The following is a 21959-nucleotide window of genomic DNA, read 5'->3' as shown; positions in this document are numbered from 1 at the left end:
CGACACTTTCCAACGCCGCGCTTCGATGCTCTGTTCGCGCAATAAAGTCGCCACGCCATCGCGCACCTGTCGGAGCCTGTCCATGCCCGTGCCAATTGCCGCAACCAAACTGCTTCGTTCGCTGATCCTTGCGGGTGTGGCGCTCACTGCCCTGCCCGCCGTGGCCCAGCAGGCGCCCGCCGCCTCTTCCGCAGCCCTACGCCCGGATCAGGCCGCGTTCCGCGATCTGTATCGCGAACTGGTGGAGACCGACACCTCGATCACCACCGGCAGTTGCACCGCGCTGGCCGACAAAGTCGAAGTGCGGCTGCGCAAGGCCGGGTTCGGCGATGGCGACATCACCCGCTTTGCCGTTGCCGGGCACGAGAAGGAAGGCGGCCTTGTCGTCGTCCTGCCGGGCACGTCAAAGACGCTCAAGCCCTTGCTCCTGCTGGGACATCTCGACGTGGTGGTGGCCAAGCGCGAGGACTGGACCCGCGATCCCTACACCCTGATCGAGGAAAACGGTTATTTCTTCGGGCGCGGCACCAGCGACATGAAACCGTTGGATGCGATCTGGATCGACATGCTCGGCACCTTCAAGCGCGACAAGGTCAAGCTGGGGCGGACGATCAAACTGGCGCTGACCTGCGGTGAGGAAACCAGTTGGGCGTTCAACGGCGTCCGCTGGCTGGCCGAGAACAAACCCGACCTGATCGCCGCCGAATTCGCACTGAACGAAGGCGGTGGCGGACGCACCGATGGCAAGGGCACGGTCGTCCAGCAGAACTTCCACGTCGGCGAAAAGGTCGTCGCCAACTACCGCATCGAAGCAACCAACCCCGGCGGGCACAGCTCGGTGCCGATCCGCGACAACGCGATCTATGAACTGTCCGACGCGCTGGGCCGCCTGCGCGACTACGACTTCCCGTTGATGCTCAACGACACCACGCGCGCCTATTTCGGCAGGCTGGGCGCAAGCCGCAAGGACGAGATCGGCCAGGCGATGCGCACGATCGTGACCGCGCCTGCCGGCAGCGCCGAGGCGAAAGCCGCCGAGGTGACGCTCAACACCGACCGCTCGTTCCACTCGATGCTGCGCACCACTTGCGTCGCCACCCTGCTCGACGGCGGGCACGCCAACAATGCGCTGCCGCAGCGCGCCGGTGCCAACGTCAACTGCCGCATCTTCCCCGGCGTCTCGTTCGAGACGGTGCAAAAGACACTGCAGGACGTGATCGCCGACCCGAAGCTGACCGTGACCAAGGTCGATGACCGTGGCCCGCTGCCGATCCCGCCCAAGCTGACCCCGCAGATCCTTGGGCCCGCCGAAAAGCTGGTGGCCAAGTACTATCCCGGCGTGCCGCTGGTGCCGATGATGTCGACCGGGGCGACCGACGGCATCTACCTCGAGGCCATCGGCATCCCCTCATACGGCCCACCCGGCCTCTACGGCGACCCGGACGGCAATGGCGCGCACGGGTTGAACGAGCGGGCGATCGTCAAGGCGGTCTATACCGGCCGCGACTTTCTGACCGAACTGGTCAAGGCTTACGCCCAATAACGCTCTGTGCACCAAGGAAACTACCCATGAAGATGCTGCTTGCCGCGCTGGTCGGCACCACGCTGTTGTCCGGAGCCGCCCATGCTGCCACCGCGCCGATCCGGCCCGACCAGCAGGCGTTCCGGGCGCTGTACAAGGAACTGATCGAGACCAACACGACCCTGTCAGCGGGCAGTTGTACAGCGGCGGCGGCCAAGATGGCCGTGCGGTTGAAGGCGGCAGGCTTTCCCGACGACCGGCTGATCACGTATGCCACGCCCGAGCACCCCAAGGACGGCGGCCTTGTCGCGATCCTGCCCGGCACCTCCAAGGCGCTCAAGCCGCTACTGCTGCTCGCCCACATCGACGTGGTCGAGGCGCATCGCGAGGACTGGGTGCGCGATCCGTTCACGCTGATCGAGGAGGACGGCTATTTCTATGGCCGCGGCACCGTTGACGACAAGGCGCAGGCCGCGATCTGGACCGACATCATGGTCCGCTTTGCGCAGGACAAGTACCGCCCCAAGCGCACGATCAAGCTGGCGCTGACCTGCGGCGAGGAAACCTCGGGTGCGTTCAACGGCGCTGAATGGCTGGCCGCCAACAAGCGCGACCTGATCGATGCTGCCTATGCCCTGAACGAAGGCGGCGGCGGGCGCAGCAACGGCACGCCGATCGCCAAGGGCGGCAAGCTGGAAGTGCAGACGCTGCAAGTGGGCGAAAAGGCCTATCAGGACTTCACCCTGACCGCGACCAACCCCGGCGGCCACAGTTCGCAGCCGGTGCGCGAAAACGCCATTTACGACTTGTCCGAAGCGCTGTTGAAGATCCGCGACTTTACCTTCCCGGTGGAGTTCAACGAAACCACCCGCATATTCTTCACCAAGGTCGGCACCGCGCGGGGCGACGCGGTGGGCAAGGCGATGCTGGCATTGGTCGCCAACCCGCAGGACAAGGCGGCGCTGGGCGTGGTGTCGCAAGACAAGATGCTCAACTCGATGCTGCACACCAGTTGCGTCGGCACGATGGTCAACGCCGGACACGCGCTCAATGCGCTGCCCCAGCGCGCCACCGCCAACGTGAATTGCCGGATGTTCCCGGGGCGCACGTCCGAGGAAACGCAGGCCCTGCTCGCCGCAGCCATCGGCAACCCGGCGATCACCATCGAAGCGCGGATCAAGGACAAGCCCATAGCCAAGGCGCCCCCGCTCGATCCGGCGATCACCGGGCCGGTCGAAAAACTGGTGGCAAAGCACTTCCCCGGCGTACCCTTTTTGCCGACCATGCTGACCGGCGCCACCGACGGGGTCTACCTCGAAGCGGTCGGCATCCCGACCTATGGCGTGCCGGGCTACTGGCTCGATCCCGATGGCAACGGCTTGCACGGATTGAACGAGCGGATCGAGGTCGCCTCGCTGTATCAGGGGCGCGACTATCTGACCGATCTGGTCAAGGCGCTGGCGAACTGAGCATGATCAAGGGGGTTGTGGACAAGCTGTGCACAACCCCCTTGACGGGCAACTCGGTCTTATGGTGCAAGATGCGCATGCGTCATGAAGTGGTCACGCACGTCGCCCATTGCTCCTCCAGCAGGAGCCATGGATTGATGTTGAGGATTGGCCGGACCGGAGCATGCTTCACAAGGCGCTGATAGATCGGGCGGCGCAAGCCAAGCCCCATGGCGCAGACGCTGCGCTGCAATACGTTGCCGACGCTGGTTTTGCGAACCTTGCCACCAGCCGCCACTTGTCGAACTGTCCGGCCTTGGTGCTGAATGCGGATTACACGCCGCTCAGCTACTACCCGCTCAGCCTATGGCCCTGGCAGACCGCGATCAAGGCGGTGTTCCTCGAACGCGTCGATATCATCGCCACCTATGAGCGCGAGGTCCACTCGGTCTCGCTCGACATGAAGATCCCCTCGGTCATCGCGCTGCGCCAATATGTGCGACCGAGCGAGTTTCCGGCCTTCACCCGCTTCAACCTGTTCCTGCGCGACAAGTTCGCCTGCCAGTATTGCGGCAGCCCCGATCATCTGACGTTCGACCATGTTGTGCCGCGCCGCCTCGGCGGGCGCACGACGTGGGAAAACGTCGCCGCCGCGTGTGCGCCGTGCAACATGAAGAAGGGCGGCCGTACCCCCGAACAGGCCCACATGCGCCTTATTGAGGAGCCGATCCGCCCGACCACCTGGCAATTGCAGGAAAAGGGTCGCGCGTTTCCGCCCAACCACCTGCACGAAAGCTGGCGCGACTGGCTTTATTGGGACGTGGAACTGGAAGGGTAAGCGGAGGCCGGTGCGTGTCAGCTACGCTCCAGCTTGCTCGCCCCCTTCAGGAACAGGGCCAGCGTCACCAGCCCGAAACAACCCGACAGCAGCAGCGGCATCGCCGGGAAGTTGAAGATCGCGTGCGGTCCGCTGAACGCGGCCAGCGTTTCGGCGTACATTGGCGGTCCGATGATCGCCGCAAGCGAACCGATCGACTGGACCGCACCTTGCAGTTCACCCTGACTGCGCGCATCGACAGCGCGGCTGTTGAGCCCCGAAATCGACGGTTGGACGAAGCCTTGCAGCGCGCCAATCATGATGACCGCATAGACCTGCCAGGTATTGCCAGCCAGCGCATAGCCGATCGCGGCGAGCACCAGCCCGGACACGCCAAGCGTCACCGCGCGCCGCTCACCCAGCAGCGGCAGGAACCGCCGCAAGGCAAAACCCTGAACCAGCGCGCTGGAAAACCCGACCATCGCCAGCGCCAGCCCCACTTGCCGCGTGGTGAAGCCATAGGCGGCAATGGCGAAATAGGACCATACCGACGGATAGACGATGTGCGACAACTGCCACATGCCCAGCGCTGCCACGAACCACAGCACCGTGCTGTCCTGTCCCCGCAAGGCTTTCAACGCGGCCAGCGCATTGGCGCGGCGCCAATCGAACGGACGGCGGTTTTCGGGGGTAAGAGATTCCTTCAGGAACACAGCGCCGAACACGAAGTTGGTCAGCGCAAGCGCGGCGGCGGCATAGAATGGCAGGCGCGGACCGATCGATCCGAGCAGCCCGCCGATGGCCGGTCCCGCGACGAACCCGAAACCGAAGGCGAGGCCCATCAGCCCGAAGCTGGCGGAGCGCTTTTCAGGCGGTGTCACGTCGGCGATATAGGCATAGGCGGCCGAGAAGCTGGCCCCGGTCACCCCGGCAATCAGCCGCCCTGCCACCAGCCAGCCGAAAGCTGGCGCGACCGCTTGCAACAGGTAGTCGAGCCCGAGTGCAAAGACAGAAGCAAGCAACACCGGCCGGCGGCCGAACCGGTCGGACAAGTTGCCGATGATCGGCGAAAACACGAACTGCATCGCGGCATAGCCCGCGCCCAGCCAGCCGGCATATTGCGCCGCCTCGCCGATGGTGACGTGGGTCAATTGCATAATCAGGCCCGGCAACACCGGGATGACGATCCCGAAACCCAGCATGTCGATCAGCACGATGGCAAAAACGAAACCGATCGAGGCGCGATGCTGTTCAGCCATGCTTGTGCACTCCCCTTTGCCGCCCGATCGCGGGCCTGCAGCTTGCGGTCGGCGGCTGGCCGGTCAGCGACGCGTGAGCGCCGCTTCGCTTTCGGCCAGCAACTGCGCGAAGATTTCGGCCACCGGTTCTTCGCGGGTGACCATGCCGACGGACTGGCCTGCCATCACCGAGCCGCGCTCGACATCGCCCTCGATCACCGCACGACGCAGGGCGCCAGCCCAGAAATGCTCGATCTCAAGCTGCGCGGCGGCCATGTCGAGCTCGCCTGCATCAAGCCGCTTGGCAACCTCGATCTGCTTGGCGGTGAACGCCTCGGTGCCCTTGTTCTTCAGCGCGCGGACCGGGATCACCGGCAAGCGCGGATCGACTTGCACACTCGCGGTGGCGTCGCGCGCATTGCCGCGAAAAAAGGCCTGCTTGAACGCGGGGTGTGCGATCGATTCACTGGCGCAGGCAAAGCGGGTACCGAGTTGAACGCCCGCTGCGCCCATCTCCAGGTAGCCCGCGATGGCCTCGCCCCGGCCAATGCCACCCGCCACGAACACAAGGTGTTCGGCCGCCAGCGCGGGCAGGAATTCCTGCGCCAGAACGCTCGTCGAGACCGGGCCGATATGGCCGCCGGCCTCGCTGCCTTCGATCACCAGTGCATCGGCGCCCGAGCGGAACAGCTTCTTTGCCAGCGCGATGGTCGGCGCGAACACGATGACCTTGGCACCGAACGCCTTGATCGCCTCGACGCTGCCCTTGGGCGGAATGCCGCCTGCCAGCACGACGTGGCTGACGCCGTGCCGCGCGCAGACTGCGATCAGGTCGAACAAGGCCGGGTGCATCGTGATGAGGTTGACGCCGAACGGCTTGGCGGTGAGCGCCTTGGTCGCGGCGATCTCGGTATCGAGCAGGTCGGGCGTCATCGCCCCGCAGGCGATCACACCGAAACCCCCGGCGTTGCTGATGGCGGACACCAGATTGCGTTCCGACACCCAACTCATCGCCCCGCACAACACAGCATGTTCGGTGCCAAGGAATTCGGCCCCGCGCGCCATCAAGGCCGAGGTCTTCGGATATGCGCTCATCATTGCCCCAATCGTGCCGCAGGATCGCCGGTGCGGCCTTAAAGCCGGTACCGCCACGGGGCAAGGCTTGGCTGTGCAAAGGCTGGAGTTGATCGATAGGGACGATCACTATGAAGTTTTAATATGGTTTTCTCAATCAGGTTAGCAAGAGTACACCGCGCCTGACGCCAACCAGCTTCAAACGACCGAGGGAAAACGCCATGAACGAGCAAGCAAAATGCCCTTTCCACGCCAAGGCCAGCCGGACTGCCTTGGTCACCAGCCTGACCAACCAGATGTGGTGGCCCAACCGGCTTGATCTGTCGGTGCTGGCGCAGCATTCGGCCAAGGTGACCCCGGTCGCGCCGGACTTCGACTATGCCGCCGCGTTTGCCGCGCTGGACCTTGCGGCGGTGAAGGCCGATATCTTCGCGTTGATGCGCAACTCGCAGGACTGGTGGCCTGCCGACTATGGTCACTATGGCCCGCTGTTCATCCGCATGGCGTGGCACTCGGCGGGAACCTACCGCACCTTTGATGGACGCGGTGGCGCCGGAACCGGCAACCAGCGCTTCGCTCCGCTCAATTCCTGGCCTGACAACGTCAACCTCGACAAGGCGCGCCTGCTGCTGTGGCCGATCAAGCAGAAGTATGGCCGTTCGCTGAGCTGGGCCGACCTGATGGTGCTGGCCGGGAACTGCGCCATTGAATCAATGGGCCTGCCGACAGTTGGCTTCGGCGGCGGTCGCGAGGATGTGTGGCAGCCCGAAGATGACGTCAACTGGGGCCCCGAAGCCGAATGGCTGGCCGACGAGCGCTATACCGGCGATCGCGATCTCGCAGACCCGCTGGCGGCCGTCCAGATGGGGCTGATCTACGTCAATCCCGAAGGGCCCAACGGCGTTCCCGATCCGCTCGGCTCGGCGCGCGATATCCGTGAAACCTTCGCCCGGATGGCCATGAACGACGAGGAAACCGTCGCCCTGATCGCTGGCGGCCACACTTTCGGCAAAGTCCACGGCGCAGGCGATGCGGCGCTGGTCGGCGCGGCTCCGGAAGGCGCGGATATCACCCAGTTGGGCCTTGGCTGGGCCAGCAGCTTTGGCACCGGCAAAGGCGCGGACACCATCTCCAGTGGGCTTGAAGGCGCGTGGACACCCAACCCGATCGCATGGGACAACGGCTATTTCGACACCCTGTTCGGTCATGAATGGGAACTGACGACCAGCCCGGCCGGTGCGCACCAGTGGAAGCCGGTGGGCGATGCCGGGGCTGGAACCGTTCCCGACGCCCACCGCGCGGGCGTGTCGCACCAGCCGATGATGCTGACCAGCGACCTCGCGCTGATCAGGGATCCGGCCTATCGCGCGATCAGCGAACGCTACCACCGCGATCCGGCCGCCTTCGCGCACGCCTTTGCCGAAGCGTGGTTCAAACTGACCCACCGCGACATGGGCCCGATCGGGCGCTATGTCGGCAGCGAAGTGCCCCATGCGCCGCGCATCTGGATGGACCCGGTGCCTGCGGTCGATCATCCGCTGATCGATGCCGACGACATCGCCGCGTTGAAAGCCATCGTGCTCGGATCGGGCCTGTCGATCGGACGGCTGGTCGCCACCGCTTGGGCCTCTGCGTCAACCTATCGCCATTCCGACCGGCGTGGCGGAGCCAACGGCGGGCGCATTCGGCTGGCTCCCCAGAACGGCTGGGCGGTAAACGATCCGGCAGGACTGGCCGAAGTGCTTGGCGTGCTGGAAACGATCCGCGCGGACTTCAACGCCGGCGCCAGCGGTGGCAAGCAGGTGAGCCTCGCCGACCTGATCGTGCTGGCCGGTGCCGCAGCGGTGGAAGCTGCGGCAAAGGCGGCGGGTAACGATGTGACCGTACCTTTCACCCCCGGCCGTACCGATGCCACACCAGAGCAGACCGACGTGGCCAGCTTCGCCGTGCTGGAACCCAAAGTGGACGGGTTCCGCAACTTCCGCAGCGGCACGTTGCGCCGGTCGGAAGAGGAACTGCTGGTCGACCGCGCGCAATTGCTCGGCCTGACCGCGCCCGAGATGACCGTGCTGGTCGGCGGCCTGCGCGTGCTGGGTGCGAACAGCGGCGGATCAAGCCTGGGCGTGTTCACCGATCGGGTGGGAACGCTCGACAACGCGTTCTTCCGCAACCTGCTGGCCAGCACCACCGCGCTGACCTGGAGCGAAACCGGCGATGGCGTATTCACCGGTCATGATCGCATCAGCGGCGAGGCAAAGCTGCAGGGCAGCCGCGTTGACCTGATCTTCGCGTCGAATTCGCAACTGCGCGCTCTGAGTGAATTCTACGCCGAAGATGATGCGCAAGGGCGCTTCGCAGCCGACTTCGTCAAGGCCTGGGTCAAGGTGATGGACGCCGACCGCATCGACATCAAGGCAAAGTGACGGCCTGAGCACATGGCCACCTGCCCCGCTTCCGGCAATTCCCCTTGTGCCGGAAGCGGGGTTTTTCGTGATCGTCAGGCGGCGTCGAGGCCGTAGGCGGTGTGCAACAGACGGACGGCCAGTTCGGTCTCGTCCGAATCGATCAAGACCGACACCTTGATCTCGCTGGTGCTGATCGCCTGAATGTTGATCCCGCGATCGGCCAGCGCCTTGAACATGGTGGCGGCCACACCGGCATGGCTGCGCATGCCCACGCCGACGACCGAGATCTTCGAGATCTTCGGGTCGGTCGACAACTTTTCATAGCCGATTGAGGGGCGGTTCTCGTCCAGCACCGCCTTCGTGCGCTCCAGATCGGCTTGCGGCACGGTGAACGTCACGTCGGTATCGGTATCGGCACGACCGACGTTCTGGATGATCATGTCGACGTTGATGTTGGCTGCGGCAAGCGGGCCAAAGATCGTGGCCACCGCACCCGGACGGTCGGGCACCGCCGTCAGGATGACCTTGGCGTCGTTCTTGTCGGCGGCGATGCCGGTGATCAGCTGGCGTTCCATATCCAGTCCCTCTTGAATCTTCGCGAGTTCTTCGTCCGAAACGATCATCGTACCGGGCAGCGTATCGGCGGCGGGCGCATCCTCGTCGATGAACGACGACAGCACTTGCACCCGCACCTTTTCCTTCATGGCGAGGCTGACCGAACGGGTCTGCAACACTTTCGAGCCGACCGAGGCCAGTTCGAGCATTTCCTCGTACGTCACGTTCTTGAGCTTGCGCGCCTTGGCCACGATGCGCGGGTCGGTGGTATAGACCCCGTCGACATCGGTATAGATGTCGCAGCGATCGGCCTTGACCGCAGCCGCCACCGCCACCGCCGAGGTATCCGAACCACCGCGCCCCAGCGTAGTGATCCGCCCTTGCGGGCTGATACCCTGAAAGCCAGGAATGACCGCGATCTCACCAGCTTGCATCGAGGCGATCACCGCGTCCGAATCGATCGCCTCGATCCGCGCGCTGCCGTGGGCATCGTCGGTGCGCACCGGCAATTGCCAGCCCAGCCAGGACCGCGCCTTGCTGCCCAGCGCCTGCAGATGCATCGCCAGCAGGCCGGATGTGACCTGTTCGCCGCTGGCGACGACAACGTCATACTCAGCCGGATCATAAAGCGCGCTGGCTTCGCGGCTGAAGTTGACGAGACGGTCGGTCTCTCCAGCCATGGCCGAGACGACCACCGCCACTTCATGCCCGGCCGCCTGCTGGCGCTGGACGATTTTCGCCACACGCCGGATGCGCTCGGTCCCGGCCATCGACGTGCCGCCGAATTTCATCACGATGCGAGCCACGCGCTGCTCCCTGACCTGTTTGCCAACCAGAGGTTGTGAAAGAATCTTGCCCTACGCCCCATGGACCATGCGGACGCGGCGCTTTAAGAACCTCGCATGAGCAATGCAACAACGATCCGCCCCGATGAGGCTGCCCATTTCGGCAAGCTGGCCGCCGACTGGTGGGATCCCAAGGGCAGTTCGGCGATGCTCCACCGCCTGAACCCGGTGCGGCTGCGCTTCATCCGCAGCGCCATCGACACCCACTTCGCCGCCAATCCCGCCTCGCTCAAGCCGCTGGCCGGGCTTCGCGCGCTTGACGTCGGGTGCGGCGCAGGGTTGCTGGCCGAACCACTGGCGCGGATGGGCGCAAGCGTGACCGGAGTCGACGCCGCGCACGAAAACATCGCCGCCGCGCGGACGCATGCGCAAGCGGGCGGGCTGAACATTGACTACAAGCACGGCGATATCGGCGCGCTCGGCCTGTCGGGCTACAACCTGGTCACCGCGCTGGAGGTGATCGAGCACGTCGCCGACAAACCGGCGTTCATCGCCGCGCTGGCCGATGCGCTGGGCGACGATGGACTGATGATCGTTTCGACCCCCAATCGCACGGTGCAATCGCGATTGCTGATGGTCGAAGGCGCCGAGCGATTCGGCCTGATCCCGCGTGGCACGCACCATTGGGACGATTTCCTGACCCCGGTGGAACTGCACGATCTGCTGGCCGACGCCGGACTGAAACTGGGCAACCCGACCGGCATCGCGTGGAGCGTGGCCAAGGGCCTGCACCTGTCGGACGACGTGTCGCTCAACTACATCGCCACCGCGACACACGTTTAAGGGGACACCAATTCCATGGCCGAACAACGCTTTGAACGGCACAAGCAGCCGTGGACCCCCGACGAAATCCAGAAGCTGCACACGCTGGCCAAGAAGGGCATGGCGCTGAAAGCCATCGCCAAGGCGCTGACGCGCAGCGAGGAATCGGTCAAGATCCGCGCCAAGAGCGACCAGTTGGCGATCGCGAAACTGCGCTAGCAGCGGGCGAGTCCGGCTCGCCAGCCGTGACGAAACAGCGAGTTCGCGTTATTCCGCAGGCGGCGGCAGGAATTTCTCGACCAGTTCGCGCGCGAGTCGCGCCGGACGCAAGGTCGAGGCATCGAGGCAGCACCAGCTTGACTTGACCTCGGCCAGCACTTCCTCGCCACGCTTGATCACGGTTTCGTAGAAAGCGCGCGCGCCCTGCACTTTTTCAAGGATCACGTGGGCGATCACCGCGTCATCGAGGAACGTCGGACGGCGGTAGGTAATGCTGTGAGTAGTGGCGACCCACAAGTACTGCTTCACCGCCTCAACCGGGGCGAAGGCCTGCCAGTGGCCGACCACCGCATCCTGCACCCACTTGAGGTACGAGGCATTGTTGACATGCCCCATGAAGTCGATGTCGGCGGGATCAACCGCGATCGGAAAGAGATAAGGGATGGGTCTATTCACAGGGCTGTAGATAGCATCGAAGGGGCGCGCTGAACAGGGCCGGTACTGCCCTATTATGCAAAAGCGGCGCCGAATTCCGTTTCCTTGAAGCCGACCAGCAAGCCGCCGGGGTATTCCACGATCGGCCGCTTGATCAGCGAGGGTTGCTCGACCATCAGCGCAATCGCCTTGGCCGCATCAAGCCCCGCCTTCTGCTCATCGCTCAGCTTGCGGAACGTGGTTCCGGCCCGGTTGAGCACTTTATCGAGCCCCGCCTGATCGACCCACGCCGCCAGCCGTACCGGGTCCGCACCCAGCTTTTTGTAGTCATGGAAAATGTAGCCAACGCCCCGCCCGTCAAGCCAGACACGCGCCTTCTTCACCGTATCGCAATTGGGAATGCCGTAAAGTGTGATGGTCATGGCTGCTCCCCTGTGTCGCGGGGCGTCGCCCCCTGTTCCTTCTCGCGCGCGTTCAGCTTGGCCCACAGATCCTCGGTGCCCGCCTCGACCGCACTGTTCATGTATTGCGAGGCGACCAGCAGACCCTTGAACGGGCGCAGCGAGGCGAGGCACCCGAACGCCAGAATCGGCACCGAAGTGAGCACGTGGACCCACCATGGCGGGCTGTAGGTCACTTCCAGCCACACCGCGATGAAGGTCAGCGGAAAGGCGGTGATGCAAAGTGCAAAAAACGCCGGGCCATCGTCGGCATTGGCATAGCTGTAGTCCAGCCCGCACGATGGGCAGTTCTTTTGCAGCTTCAGCCAGCTTTGGAACATCGACGCCTTGCCGCAGCGCGGGCAGGTGCCGTGCCAGCCCGACTTGATGATCGCGTGCAACTTCGGATTGTTCAACACGCCCATGCCGGTATCCTTCTTGCGCTTCGCCCCGCGCGATAGGGCGGTGGCGGGCGCAGGGCAAGCATCGCGCCATTCCCGCATTCGCCCCCTGCATTCGACAGCGCGTGCAAACCTCGCTAGGTCTGTGGACGGGGGAGAGTAGACGATGACGACGAATGGCGGCCTGAGCGACCGTAGGCCGAGCCTTGCCTCAAGACTGGTGAAGCGCGCGCTGCTGGCGTTTTACCGCTTCAACGGGTGGAAAGCGGTTGGATCGCCGCCGCCCGACGGGCGTTATGTGCTGATCGCCGCGCCGCATACTTCGAACTGGGACTTCGTGTATTTTCTTGGCCTTGCCAACGAACTTGGCATCCAGCCGCGCTTCATCGCCAAGGACAGCCTGTTCCGCTGGCCGATGGGCCGTTTCATGCACGACATGGGCGGGGTGCCGGTCGACCGTTCCGCGCGCAGCGATATGGTCAAGGCGATGGTCGCCGAATTCGCGAAGGGCGAACCGTTCATCCTGACCATCGCGCCCGAAGGCACGCGCGGCCGGGTCGGGCAATGGCGCACCGGCTTCTATCACATAGCACGCCAAGCCGGGGTGCCGATGGTCGTGGGCTTCATGGACTATGCCACCCGCACCGGCGGGCTGGGCCCGGCGTTGATGCCCAGCGGCGATTATCGCGCCGACATGCAGGTGCTGGCCGAAGTCTATCGCAGCGTGACGCCACGGCATCCCGAGCGGGGGATTGCCGATTTCGACGCGATGATCGAACAAAGCGCGTCGAAGTCCTGAACTGAGGGAGTCTCGCCGCATGACCCGCGCCACCTCCATCCTGCCCAACCGGGTCGAACGCGCGCTGGGCCTGCTCGTGCTGATCCTGCTGGCCGCGGTTGTCGCCGCCGTGCTGCGCGGGCGGCCACAATGGGCGCAAGTGCCCCTGGTCGTGTGGCTGCATCTGGCCACCGTGGTGGTGGCGCTGGGAGTTACACCCGTGCTGCTGTGGCAAAGGCGCGGCACCCGCCGCCACCGCGTGCTGGGCTATGTCTGGGCGGGCGCGATGCTGGCATCGGCCATGGACAGTCTGGCCGTGCGGCAGATCGGCAACGGTGCGTTCAGCCCGATCCACCTGCTATCGGCCTTTGTCATCGTCACCGTGCCCTTGCTGGTGCTGGCGGCCCGGCGACATGACGTCAGCCGCCACCGCCGCACTGCGCGCGGATTGGTCATCGGAGCCCTGCTGATCGCCGGGTTCTTCACCTTTCCGTTCGAGCGCCTGCTGGGGCACTGGCTGCTGGGCTAGGCGCTGCCTGTGAGGGCGTCGCCTTATGGCTGGCCCACCGCCGTTGCGCGGACTTCAACCGGGGCTTCGCGCTTGTCGGCGCCCTTGAACCAGGCTTCCAGCGCATCAAGATCGGTCGGGCCGGTCACGGCCTCGGGCTTTCCTGCAAACACCGTGAAAGTATCGCCCCCTTGCGCCAGGAAGTTGTTGATCGTGACCCGATAGCGCGCCGCAGGGTCAAGCGGCTTGCCATCAAGCGTCATGCCCGTGATCCGGCTGCCGACCGGCTTGCTGCGGTCAAAAGCATAGCGAAAGGCGGAAGAAGGGGTCAGCACTTCCTCGGGGCCCCTGTCGTCGAAGCCTTGTTCCAGCACGGCTTTTATCTCGGCCCCAGTCAGCGTTTCGGTGATCAGCACGTTGTTGAACGGCTGCACCGCATAGATATCACCAAACGTGATCGTGCCATCGGCAGCGGGGACCAGCGCGGTGCGCACGCCGAACGGGTTCATGAACGCGATCTGCGCGCCTGCATTGCGGGTCGCCGCCAGTTGCGAATCGGCGATCATGTTGCCGAGCGGACCACCCGTGCTGGTGTTTGCCCCCTCACCCTTGGTCGCGGGCGCTGCCAGCTTGCCGATGGCGCGCGCGGTGAACGCCTTGCTGGCATCGACATAGCGCTTCACATAGTCGGCCACATCGGCGCGCGGCTGGAACTGCGGCACCAGATTGGTATTGGACACCGGCCCGCGCGCCGAAGTGTAGGGCAGCGATTGCACGATCAGGTTGTGCGCCCGCTTGGTCACGACGCGGTGGGCCACCGGATCGATCATCAGCGTGATGTCGGTCACTTCCTTGCCATAGACGCCAGCGCTGGTCAGCAGGAAGGGTTTGGCCGGGTTGATCTTGCCGTAATCGCACACGTATTCCCAGTGCGTGTGGCCCGACACGACCACGTCGACGCGCGGATCGACGCGGTCGAGGATGCCTTTGATGTCACCGGTCAGGTCGGCACAGCCGTTGGGGTCAAGCTGGTCGGTCTTGCCCCCCTGATGGATCAGAACGACGATGGCATCGGCTCCTTGCGCCTTGAGCTTGGGCACTTCAGCGTTGATCGTGTCGGCTTCGTCGCGGAAGGTCAGCCCCTTGATCCCGTCGGGTGCGACCAGATCGGGCGTGCCCTTCAGCGTCAGCCCGATCAGGCCGACCTTCACCGTATGGCGCCCATCTGTGAACGGGTGGATTGCGCTGGCGGGAAACAGCATACCACCCTTTTCATCGACGGTACTGGCGGCAAGGTACTTGAACAGCGCCCCTTCGAAGTCCTCAAGCTGGCAGGGCTGGCGCGTGGTGAAACGGGCGCATCCGCCGACCTGCATGCGGAACAGTTCCTTGCGCCCGCGGTCGAACTCGTGGTTTCCGACCGCCGCATAATCGAGGCCCAACCGGTTGAGTACGCCGATCGCAGGCTCATCGAGATAGAGCGACGAGGCGAGTTGCGAGGCGCTGATCAGGTCGCCCGCTGCCACGGTCAGATGGTTGCGGTGCTTGGCCCGCACCGAATCGAGCGCCGAGGCGAGCCATGCCGCGCCGCCTGCGGGCACCTGCAGCGGGCCGTTGACAGCCGCGTTGGGGACATCGGTCGTGATGACCGACTGATGCGGCGGCTCCAGCGCGCCGTGAAAATCGTTGATCGCCACGATCCCGACTTCGATCGGCGCTACGGCTTGCTCCGCCGTCGGCTTGGCGCCTTTGTGTGATTGGGCGGCATGATGACGGGCTTTGTGCGGTGCGGCATCGAGCGGCTGCGCCGCCATCGCAAGCAGGCCAGCGACGGAAACCATCACGGGAATACGGCACAGGGTACTAATCATGACAAGCGACCTCGGACATTGGCGATGCTGTGCGGAGCCCTTTAGTCGATCGACGTTGCCGGTTGAAGGCAGGCTTGGTTGAAACTGGGCGGCATAGTACCTAGAATTGATGTGACTGAACCGGGGTTTGAATAATGGCGCGTCCGCGAAACGATGTTGAGGACGAACGGGAACGACTGGTCGAACTGGCCTGTTCGCTGATCGTCGAACGGGGCAGCCGCGTGCTGACCATTCAGGATCTGGCGGCTCATGCCCGGCAGTCGCCAGCAGCCGTGTCGCGTCATTTCGAAAGCAGGGACGCATTGTTCGAAGCGGTGGCCGAGTACTGGTTCCGCCCCAAGGTGGCGGTGATGGACGAAGTCGTCGCCAGCGAACTGCCCGCCCGCCGCAAGATGTACGAATTCTTTGCGCGCCGCTTCGTGATGATCCGCGACGCCTGGCGCGCCGATCCGACGGCACACCAGACCTACATGGAACTGGGCGATGAATATTTCGAACAAGTGCGCAGCTATGTCGATCTGGCCGACCACTACCTTGGCGTGATCATCGGTGAAGCGATGGGCGAGGGCTTCTTCGTCGGGCTCGACGTCGACGAAACGATCAGCCTCGTCAACCAGATGGTCGCGCCTTACTGTTCGCTGACGACGATGAGCCAGCTGATGGAGCGGCTGACCGAGGACAAGCTCGCCCGCATCATCGACGCCGTGTTCGACGGGCTGTCGGCGCAGGATCGTGGCGCCAAGGGCATGACCGGACTGCGCGCGGCCTGACCACGGCGCCTAACCCGCGCCGCACCAGTTGCGGCGGTGGCCGGTCCACGCCTCGGCCAGTCCCGCATCCACCAATGCCCGCCCCAGACTTTGTCGACCGCGCATGACCACGCGCAAGGCCCGGCCATAGCGATCCGTCGCGCGGCCCTCGGTGGTGAGGGTAAAAGCTCCGGCGTTGAGCAGTTCGGTAAGGCGGCGGGTGGCCTGCGCTCCCAGTTGCGCCTCGTACGGGCAGGACGGATGGCTGGTTTCAGGAGCGTTGATGTCGGCGATGCGGATCTTGGTGCCATCGAGCCAGAAGGTATCGCCGTCGACCACGCAGGTGACGCGATGATTGCCGATGCAGTCGGCAAAGCGCGGGGTGTCCGCTGCTCCGGCATCGACGGACAGGGGCGCTGCGGCCAGCACGGCCAAGGACAGGATGCGGATGATCGGGTTTTTCATGACCTGACCATGCGCCTTGATCGGGCATGGGCCTGATACGGCCCGCTACGCTCCGCACCCTTGCGCAGCGATGACCCTGAGGGGACTTCCGGCTTCGCGTCGCCGCCTAGCGCCCAATGAAAAGGAAGCCGACCGCCGCCATGATGCAGGCAAAAGCGGCCAGATGGCGCCAGCTCAAGGGTTCGCCCAGCACGAACACCATGAACAGACCGAACACCACCAGTGCGATCGCTTCCTGCGTGACCTTGAGCTGCCCCGCGCTCCATCCTGCGGCAAAGCCGATGCGGTTGGCCGGAACCGCCAGACAATATTCAAACAGCGCCAGCCCCCAGCTTATGGCGATCACCATGGCGATCGGGCGGGCCTCGGCAACTTGTGGGCCACCGCGCAAGTGCCAGTACCATGCGGCCGTCATGAACACGTTGGACAACGCCAGCAACAGAATGGTCGGCAAAGGGCACTCTCCTTACTTCGGGAGCTGTACCCAATGTGCCGCCGGGCAGGGCGGCACAAGCCGCATCATCGTGACCTGTGAGAAGGATGCGCCGTATCGACGCCTGCTGGCCGGGCGTGGCCAGATGAAGGGTCGGTCAGATCACGATGGAGCCCCGCGCGCCGCGTCAGCGACGGGCAATTGGGGTGCGCAGGAGGCTGCGCGCGAGGCCTGTTCTTTGTCCTCCCGCGCAGGTTAATGGGCAATTCCGCATTGCTACGTAACGTAGTTACCTCAGCGGGTGGGTACCGGCACGTCGCCTGCGTAATCGTAGAATCCGCGCCCGCTCTTGCGGCCAAGCCAACCGGCCTCGACATACTTCACCAGCAGTGGCGCCGGGCGGTACTTGCTGTCGCCAGTCGTGGCCAAGATCACGCGGATGATCTCAAGACAGGTGTCCAGCCCGATGAAGTCGGCCAGTTCGAACGGGCCCATCGGGTGGTTGAGCCCCAACTTCACGCCCTTGTCGATATCGGCGATGCTGGCGGTGCCGCTACCCAGCACGAAGGCTGCTTCGTTCAGCATCGGCACCAGAATGCGGTTGACGATGAAGCCCGGCTCGTCCTGCGACAGCACAACTTCCTTCCCCAGCCGCTCTGCCAGCGTACGCACGGCAGCGATCGTGGCCGGTGCGGTGGCCAGGCCCGGGATCAGTTCGACCAGCTTCATCAGCGGCACCGGGTTGAAAAAGTGGACGCCGATGAACCGCGCCGGATCGGGCACGACCGCCGCCATCCGCGTGATCGGGATCGAACTGGTGTTCGACGCCAGAATCGCATGGGGTGCCAGCACTTCGCCCGCTGCGGCAAAGATGCGCTGCTTGATCTCTTCGCGCTCGGTCGCGGCCTCGATGATCAGATCGGCCTCGGCCAGCGGGGCGTAATCACCGACCGGCGTGATCCGTGCGACCGTAGCGGCAGCATCATCGGCAGTGATCTTTTCCTTCTGCACCAGCCGGGCAAGGCCCTTGGCGATGCGATCGCGGGCGTTGGTGGCAAGGGCGATGCTGACATCGGACAGCAAGACGGGAATGCCCGCCTGCGCCACGACTTGCGCTATGCCGGAGCCCATCTGCCCCGCCCCGATGACCGCAACCTTGTTCATGGACCACCTCGTCAGCCTGTTATGCTGCGGCGGTTAGTCTGCTGCGTTTGCGAAGTCTACCGGGCATCAACCGGACATTTACCGGGCAGGCACAGTTGCGCCACTTGTCAGGCGCGCGATGCCCCCGGTACCCACAACGGGTCGGCCCCGGCGTTGAGCGCGCGAGCCAGCACGAACAGATAGTCGGACAAGCGATTGAGATAGGCCAGCGCCGCCGGGTTGACCGGCTCGACCTCGGCCAGCGCCACCGCAGCACGTTCGGCCCGGCGCGAGATCGCGCGCGCCAGATGCACCCTGCCCGCCCCTTCGCTACCGCCGGGCAGGATGAAGCTGGTCAGCGGGGGCAATGCCTCGTTCAGCGCGTCGATCGCGGTTTCCAGCCAGTCGACTTGCGCCGGGATCACCCGCAGCACCATGTCCGACGGCGTAAAGTCCTCGCCGCCTATGTCGCCAAGCGGGGTGGCCAGATCGGCGCCAAGGTCGAACAGGTCGTTCTGGATGCGCGTCAGATCGGCAGCAGTAGCCGGAGGGACGGCAAGCGCGGCGAGACCGATGCTGCTGTTGGCCTCATCCACCTCACCGATCGCGACCATGCGCGGATCAGACTTGGCGCGGCGTGAGCCGTCGACCAGCCCGGTCGTGCCCTGATCGCCCGTACGGGTGTAGATCTTGTTGAGTTTTACCATCGAATTGCGCCTTCCGGCGGTCAAAGCCAGCGTAAGCTGCCCGCGCCCGGTTACTTGGTGTGCGAGGCCGCCAGCATCACGACCACCACCACGATGGCAAGACCCTGAAACTTGATGCGGTTGAACATCATCTTGTTCTGCAGCAACTGCATGTCCTTGATGCCAGCATCGCCGCGCTCCAGCCCCTCACGCGTGGTGCGCAGAAACACGATTATACCGCGCAAGAGCGACCATACGGCCAAGCCCATGAGCACGATCAGCAGCGGGATCAGGATGTACATCATGCTTCGCGGTCTACGGTTTCGGCCAGCGAAATACCAGTGTCAAATAGGGCGGCGCGCAACTCGGCCACGACCGCGCGACCATCCTCGCCCGCACGCCGCCGGTCAGCCAGCGCCGGAGCGCCGCGCCGCTTGGCCAGCTTGCGTCCATCGGCTTCGACCAGTACGCGGTGGTGGTGCCAGACCGGCACCGGCAGCCCGAGCAGCGCTTGCAGCAACCGATGGACGTGGCTCGCCGCGAACAGATCGGCACCGCGCGTCACCACGCTGACGCCGTCGGCGGCATCGTCGAGCGTTGCGGCCAGATGGTAGCTGGCCGGCGCATCGCGCCGCCACAACACCACATCGCCGAATATCTCGGGCCTTGCCTGCTGCACGCCGCGTCGTTCGTCGGTCCAGTCGAGCGGACCTGCAAGGTCGGTCGCCTGCTCCATGTCCAGCCGCCAGACAACGCCGGGTTCTGGCACGATCGGGCGGTTGAGGCAGGTGCCGGGATAGATCGGTCCGTCCGGCCCCGTTCGCGTTGCGGCGGCGGCGATCTGGCTGCGGGTGCAGCGGCAGGGATAGATCAACCCCATTGCGCGCAAATTGTCGGCCGCATCGCGATAGCTGGCAAGGCGCTGCGATTGCGGCGTGACCTCGCGATAGGGCAGGCGCAACCAGTCAAGGTCGGCGCGGAATTCATCGGCCAGCTCGGGCTTGCTGCGGGTGCCATCGATATCTTCGATCCGCAGCAGGAATTCGCCCGAATCGCTGGCGGCACGGTCATGTGCGATCATCGCCGAATAGGCATGGCCCAGATGCAGCGGACCGTTGGGGCTGGGAGCGAAGCGGGAGGTCGTCACCCGAACGCGTGTAGCGCGCCCGCCAGACAAAGCAAAACGGCTGCCTTCATGGGTAAAGGCAGCCGCTTTTGCTGAATTGGCTGTTCCCGTACCGCTCAGGAGAGCGTGGCGGTGAACATCAGGCCGCTGAGGCCGGCAGCCAAGATCATCGGAAAGATGATCGCGGTTATGCTGCGCATGGGAAGTTCCTCCTTGCTGTGAGGCACTTCCAGGCTATCTCCCAGTTCGGTGCGCCGGCAGGGTGTGGATTGCAGGAGCGACTGAACGAGGCCGCAGATACGCCGAACAGCGTATATGACAAATGCTAATACCTCGCGGATAATTGCAGTTTTTGCAATTAAAGCCATACGCAATTGCATGGATCGACACCGCTCGCTGCGCCGCTCCATCTGGACAGCACGGATCACTATGCTTATCGGCCGGTCATGACCAGCCAGACGCCCTTGAGCCCCCATGGCTTTGCCCATCCGGGCGAGTCGATCCTGATCGTCGATTTCGGCAGCCAGGTAACCCAGTTGATCGCCCGCCGCGTGCGCGAAGCCGGTGTGTACTCCGAAATCGCCCCGTTCAATCAGGCCGAAGCGGCATTTAACCGCATGAAGCCAAAGGGTATCATCCTGTCGGGTTCGCCCGCCAGTGTGCCCGCCGAAGGCAGCCCGCGCGCGCCGCAGGTGCTGTTTGACAGCGGCTTGCCGATCCTCGGCATCTGCTACGGCCAGCAAGTCATGAGCCACCAGCAGGGCGGCACGGTCGAACCTGGCGATTCGGGCGAGTTCGGCCGGGCGTTCCTGACGGTCACCGAACCGTGCGTGCTGTTCGACGGACTTTGGGCGGTCGGCGAGCGGCATCAGGTGTGGATGAGCCACGGCGACAAGGTAACGCAGTTTGCCCCCGGTTTCCGCATCGTCGCGGTCAGCGATGGCGCGCCGTTTGCCGTCATCGCCAATGACGAGAAGAAATATTACGGCACCCAGTTCCACCCCGAAGTCGTCCACACGCCGGACGGGGGCCGCCTGATCGCCAACTTCGTGCGCCACGTCTGCGGCTGCACCGGCGATTGGACGATGGCCGAATTCCGCAAGACCAAGATCGCCGAAATCCGCGAACAGGTCGGCACCTCACGCGTTATCTGCGGGCTTTCGGGCGGCGTCGATTCGGCGGTGGCGGCGGTGCTGATCCACGAGGCGATCGGCGACCAATTGACTTGCGTGTTCGTCGATCACGGGCTGATGCGGCTGGGTGAGGCCGAGCAGGTCGTCAGCCTGTTCCGCAACCACTACAACATTCCGCTCGTCCACAAGGACGTCTCTGCGCTGTTCCTCAACGGCCTGGCGGGCGTCACCGACCCCGAAGCCAAGCGCAAGTTCATCGGCAAGACCTTCATCGACGTGTTCGAAGAAGAGGCAAAGCAGGTCGGCGGAGCCGATTTCCTGGCGCAAGGCACGCTCTATCCCGACGTGATCGAAAGCGTCTCGTTCACCGGCGGGCCTTCGGTCACGATCAAGAGCCACCACAACGTCGGCGGCCTTCCCGAGCGCATGAACATGAAGCTCGTCGAGCCCTTGCGCGAACTGTTCAAGGACGAAGTGCGCGCGCTGGGCCGCGAACTGGGCCTGCCCGACATCTTCGTCGGCCGCCATCCCTTCCCCGGCCCCGGCCTTGCCATCCGCATCCCCGGCGAAGTGACGCGCGAAAAGTGCGACATCCTGCGCAAGGCTGACGCCGTCTACCTCGAAGAGATCCGCAACGCCGGACTGTATGATGCGATCTGGCAGGCGTTCGCCGTGCTGTTGCCGGTCCGCACCGTCGGCGTGATGGGCGACTTCCGCACCTATGACGCGGTCTGCGCACTGCGCGCGGTGACCAGCACCGATGGCATGACCGCCGACATCTACCCGTTCGACGCCGGTTTCCTCAGCCGCGTAGCCACCCGCATCGTCAACGAGGTGAAGGGCATCAACCGCGTGGTCTACGACTACACCAGCAAGCCCCCCGGCACCATCGAGTGGGAATGAGCG

The 21959-nt window shown here is 64.5% G+C and carries 24 protein-coding genes; 10 read left to right on the top strand and 14 right to left on the bottom strand.

From position 1 onward, the window contains the following. Positions 1 to 82: 82 nt before the first annotated feature. The 3 genes from LDN95_RS15835 (at position 83) to LDN95_RS15825 (ending at position 3808) form a co-directional block, all read left to right on the top strand. Complete coding sequence (locus LDN95_RS15835; RefSeq protein ID WP_226018566.1) at positions 83 to 1543, top strand: M20/M25/M40 family metallo-hydrolase; 1461 nt, start codon at positions 83 to 85, stop codon at positions 1541 to 1543. 26 nt (positions 1544 to 1569) lie between these two features. Further along, positions 1570 to 2991, top strand: coding sequence for a M20/M25/M40 family metallo-hydrolase (locus LDN95_RS15830; protein WP_226018565.1), 1422 nt, complete (start codon positions 1570 to 1572; stop codon positions 2989 to 2991). Between the two features lie 163 nt (positions 2992 to 3154). After that, positions 3155 to 3808: an HNH endonuclease gene (locus tag LDN95_RS15825; protein WP_226018564.1), complete on the top strand. Its 654-nt coding sequence runs from the start codon at positions 3155 to 3157 to the stop codon at positions 3806 to 3808. 17 nt (positions 3809 to 3825) lie between these two features. Here the strand turns inward: LDN95_RS15825 and LDN95_RS15820 are convergent, their stop codons facing one another. After that, positions 3826 to 5046, bottom strand: coding sequence for a TCR/Tet family MFS transporter (locus tag LDN95_RS15820; protein WP_226018563.1), 1221 nt, complete (start codon positions 5044 to 5046; stop codon positions 3826 to 3828). Positions 5047 to 5109: 63 nt separating this feature from the next. Beyond that, positions 5110 to 6120, bottom strand: coding sequence for a nitronate monooxygenase family protein (locus LDN95_RS15815; protein ID WP_226018562.1), 1011 nt, complete (start codon positions 6118 to 6120; stop codon positions 5110 to 5112). A 200-nt stretch (positions 6121 to 6320) separates the two neighbouring features. On the opposite strand from LDN95_RS15815, the gene katG reads away from it, so the two are divergent. Beyond that, positions 6321 to 8522 carry a catalase/peroxidase HPI gene (katG, locus tag LDN95_RS15810; protein WP_226018561.1) on the top strand — a complete coding sequence of 734 codons (2202 nt, stop codon included), beginning with the start codon at positions 6321 to 6323 and terminating at the stop codon, positions 8520 to 8522. A gap of 74 nt (positions 8523 to 8596) precedes the next feature. On the opposite strand, the gene LDN95_RS15805 is transcribed toward katG, so the two are convergent. Beyond that, positions 8597 to 9850, bottom strand: coding sequence for an aspartate kinase (locus tag LDN95_RS15805; protein ID WP_226018586.1), 1254 nt, complete (start codon positions 9848 to 9850; stop codon positions 8597 to 8599). A 111-nt stretch (positions 9851 to 9961) separates the two neighbouring features. On the opposite strand from LDN95_RS15805, the gene ubiG reads away from it, so the two are divergent. Then, entirely contained in the window at positions 9962 to 10687 is a 726-nt protein-coding gene (ubiG, locus tag LDN95_RS15800; protein ID WP_226018560.1) for a bifunctional 2-polyprenyl-6-hydroxyphenol methylase/3-demethylubiquinol 3-O-methyltransferase UbiG, read from the top strand. Between the two features lie 15 nt (positions 10688 to 10702). Then, complete coding sequence (locus tag LDN95_RS15795; RefSeq protein ID WP_226018559.1) at positions 10703 to 10885, top strand: hypothetical protein; 183 nt, start codon at positions 10703 to 10705, stop codon at positions 10883 to 10885. 48 nt (positions 10886 to 10933) lie between these two features. Here LDN95_RS15795 and LDN95_RS15790 read toward each other — a convergent pair whose 3' ends face one another. From LDN95_RS15790 to LDN95_RS15780, 3 genes are read right to left on the bottom strand one after another with little or no spacing between them, the layout of a single operon-like run. Then, a complete protein-coding gene (locus tag LDN95_RS15790; RefSeq protein WP_226018558.1) occupies positions 10934 to 11341 on the bottom strand; it encodes a thioesterase family protein in 408 nt (135 codons plus the stop codon). 53 nt (positions 11342 to 11394) lie between these two features. Continuing rightward, a complete protein-coding gene (locus LDN95_RS15785; RefSeq protein ID WP_226018557.1) occupies positions 11395 to 11742 on the bottom strand; it encodes an arsenate reductase in 348 nt (115 codons plus the stop codon). Further along, a complete protein-coding gene (locus LDN95_RS15780; RefSeq protein WP_226018556.1) occupies positions 11739 to 12185 on the bottom strand; it encodes a DUF983 domain-containing protein in 447 nt (148 codons plus the stop codon). The genes LDN95_RS15785 and LDN95_RS15780 overlap by 4 nt, the downstream gene beginning before the upstream one ends. Positions 12186 to 12327: 142 nt before the next feature. On the opposite strand from LDN95_RS15780, the gene LDN95_RS15775 reads away from it, so the two are divergent. Further along, the gene (locus LDN95_RS15775; protein WP_226018555.1) at positions 12328 to 12960 is read left to right on the top strand and encodes a lysophospholipid acyltransferase family protein; all 633 of its coding nucleotides are present in this window, start codon (positions 12328 to 12330) and stop codon (positions 12958 to 12960) included. 19 nt (positions 12961 to 12979) lie between these two features. After that, the gene (locus LDN95_RS15770) at positions 12980 to 13468 is read left to right on the top strand and encodes a DUF2306 domain-containing protein (protein WP_226018554.1); all 489 of its coding nucleotides are present in this window, start codon (positions 12980 to 12982) and stop codon (positions 13466 to 13468) included. 23 nt (positions 13469 to 13491) lie between these two features. Here LDN95_RS15770 and LDN95_RS15765 read toward each other — a convergent pair whose 3' ends face one another. Beyond that, the gene (locus tag LDN95_RS15765) at positions 13492 to 15288 is read right to left on the bottom strand and encodes a bifunctional UDP-sugar hydrolase/5'-nucleotidase (RefSeq protein ID WP_226018553.1); all 1797 of its coding nucleotides are present in this window, start codon (positions 15286 to 15288) and stop codon (positions 13492 to 13494) included. A gap of 164 nt (positions 15289 to 15452) precedes the next feature. On the opposite strand from LDN95_RS15765, the gene LDN95_RS15760 reads away from it, so the two are divergent. Then, positions 15453 to 16088: a TetR/AcrR family transcriptional regulator gene (locus LDN95_RS15760; RefSeq protein WP_226018552.1), complete on the top strand. Its 636-nt coding sequence runs from the start codon at positions 15453 to 15455 to the stop codon at positions 16086 to 16088. A 9-nt stretch (positions 16089 to 16097) separates the two neighbouring features. Here LDN95_RS15760 and LDN95_RS15755 read toward each other — a convergent pair whose 3' ends face one another. The 7 genes from LDN95_RS15755 to LDN95_RS15725 form a co-directional block, all read right to left on the bottom strand. Further along, the gene (locus LDN95_RS15755) at positions 16098 to 16532 is read right to left on the bottom strand and encodes a thermonuclease family protein (protein ID WP_370631699.1); all 435 of its coding nucleotides are present in this window, start codon (positions 16530 to 16532) and stop codon (positions 16098 to 16100) included. A 106-nt stretch (positions 16533 to 16638) separates the two neighbouring features. Next, a complete protein-coding gene (locus LDN95_RS15750; RefSeq protein ID WP_226018551.1) occupies positions 16639 to 16986 on the bottom strand; it encodes a DMT family protein in 348 nt (115 codons plus the stop codon). A 273-nt stretch (positions 16987 to 17259) separates the two neighbouring features. Next, complete coding sequence (locus tag LDN95_RS15745) at positions 17260 to 18129, bottom strand: 3-hydroxyacyl-CoA dehydrogenase NAD-binding domain-containing protein (protein WP_226018550.1); 870 nt, start codon at positions 18127 to 18129, stop codon at positions 17260 to 17262. A gap of 107 nt (positions 18130 to 18236) precedes the next feature. Further along, on the bottom strand, positions 18237 to 18815 hold the full coding sequence (locus LDN95_RS15740) for a cob(I)yrinic acid a,c-diamide adenosyltransferase (RefSeq protein WP_226018549.1): 579 nt from the start codon (positions 18813 to 18815) through the stop codon (positions 18237 to 18239). A gap of 50 nt (positions 18816 to 18865) precedes the next feature. Then, positions 18866 to 19099, bottom strand: coding sequence for an HIG1 domain-containing protein (locus LDN95_RS15735; protein ID WP_226018548.1), 234 nt, complete (start codon positions 19097 to 19099; stop codon positions 18866 to 18868). Continuing rightward, a complete protein-coding gene (gluQRS, locus tag LDN95_RS15730) occupies positions 19096 to 19941 on the bottom strand; it encodes a tRNA glutamyl-Q(34) synthetase GluQRS (protein WP_226018547.1) in 846 nt (281 codons plus the stop codon). The genes LDN95_RS15735 and gluQRS overlap by 4 nt, the downstream gene beginning before the upstream one ends. Positions 19942 to 20036: 95 nt before the next feature. Continuing rightward, the gene (locus LDN95_RS15725; RefSeq protein WP_226018546.1) at positions 20037 to 20348 is read right to left on the bottom strand and encodes a hypothetical protein; all 312 of its coding nucleotides are present in this window, start codon (positions 20346 to 20348) and stop codon (positions 20037 to 20039) included. 18 nt (positions 20349 to 20366) lie between these two features. On the opposite strand from LDN95_RS15725, the gene guaA reads away from it, so the two are divergent. Next, entirely contained in the window at positions 20367 to 21956 is a 1590-nt protein-coding gene (gene guaA, locus LDN95_RS15720) for a glutamine-hydrolyzing GMP synthase (RefSeq protein WP_226018545.1), read from the top strand. Positions 21957 to 21959 lie beyond the last annotated feature (3 nt).

This window comes from Novosphingobium sp. FKTRR1, from assembly GCF_020404405.1.
Classification (GTDB): Bacteria; Pseudomonadota; Alphaproteobacteria; order Sphingomonadales; family Sphingomonadaceae; genus Novosphingobium.
The sequence above is the reverse complement of the archived record's forward strand: the minus strand, read 5'-3'. Positions and strand labels throughout refer to the sequence as shown.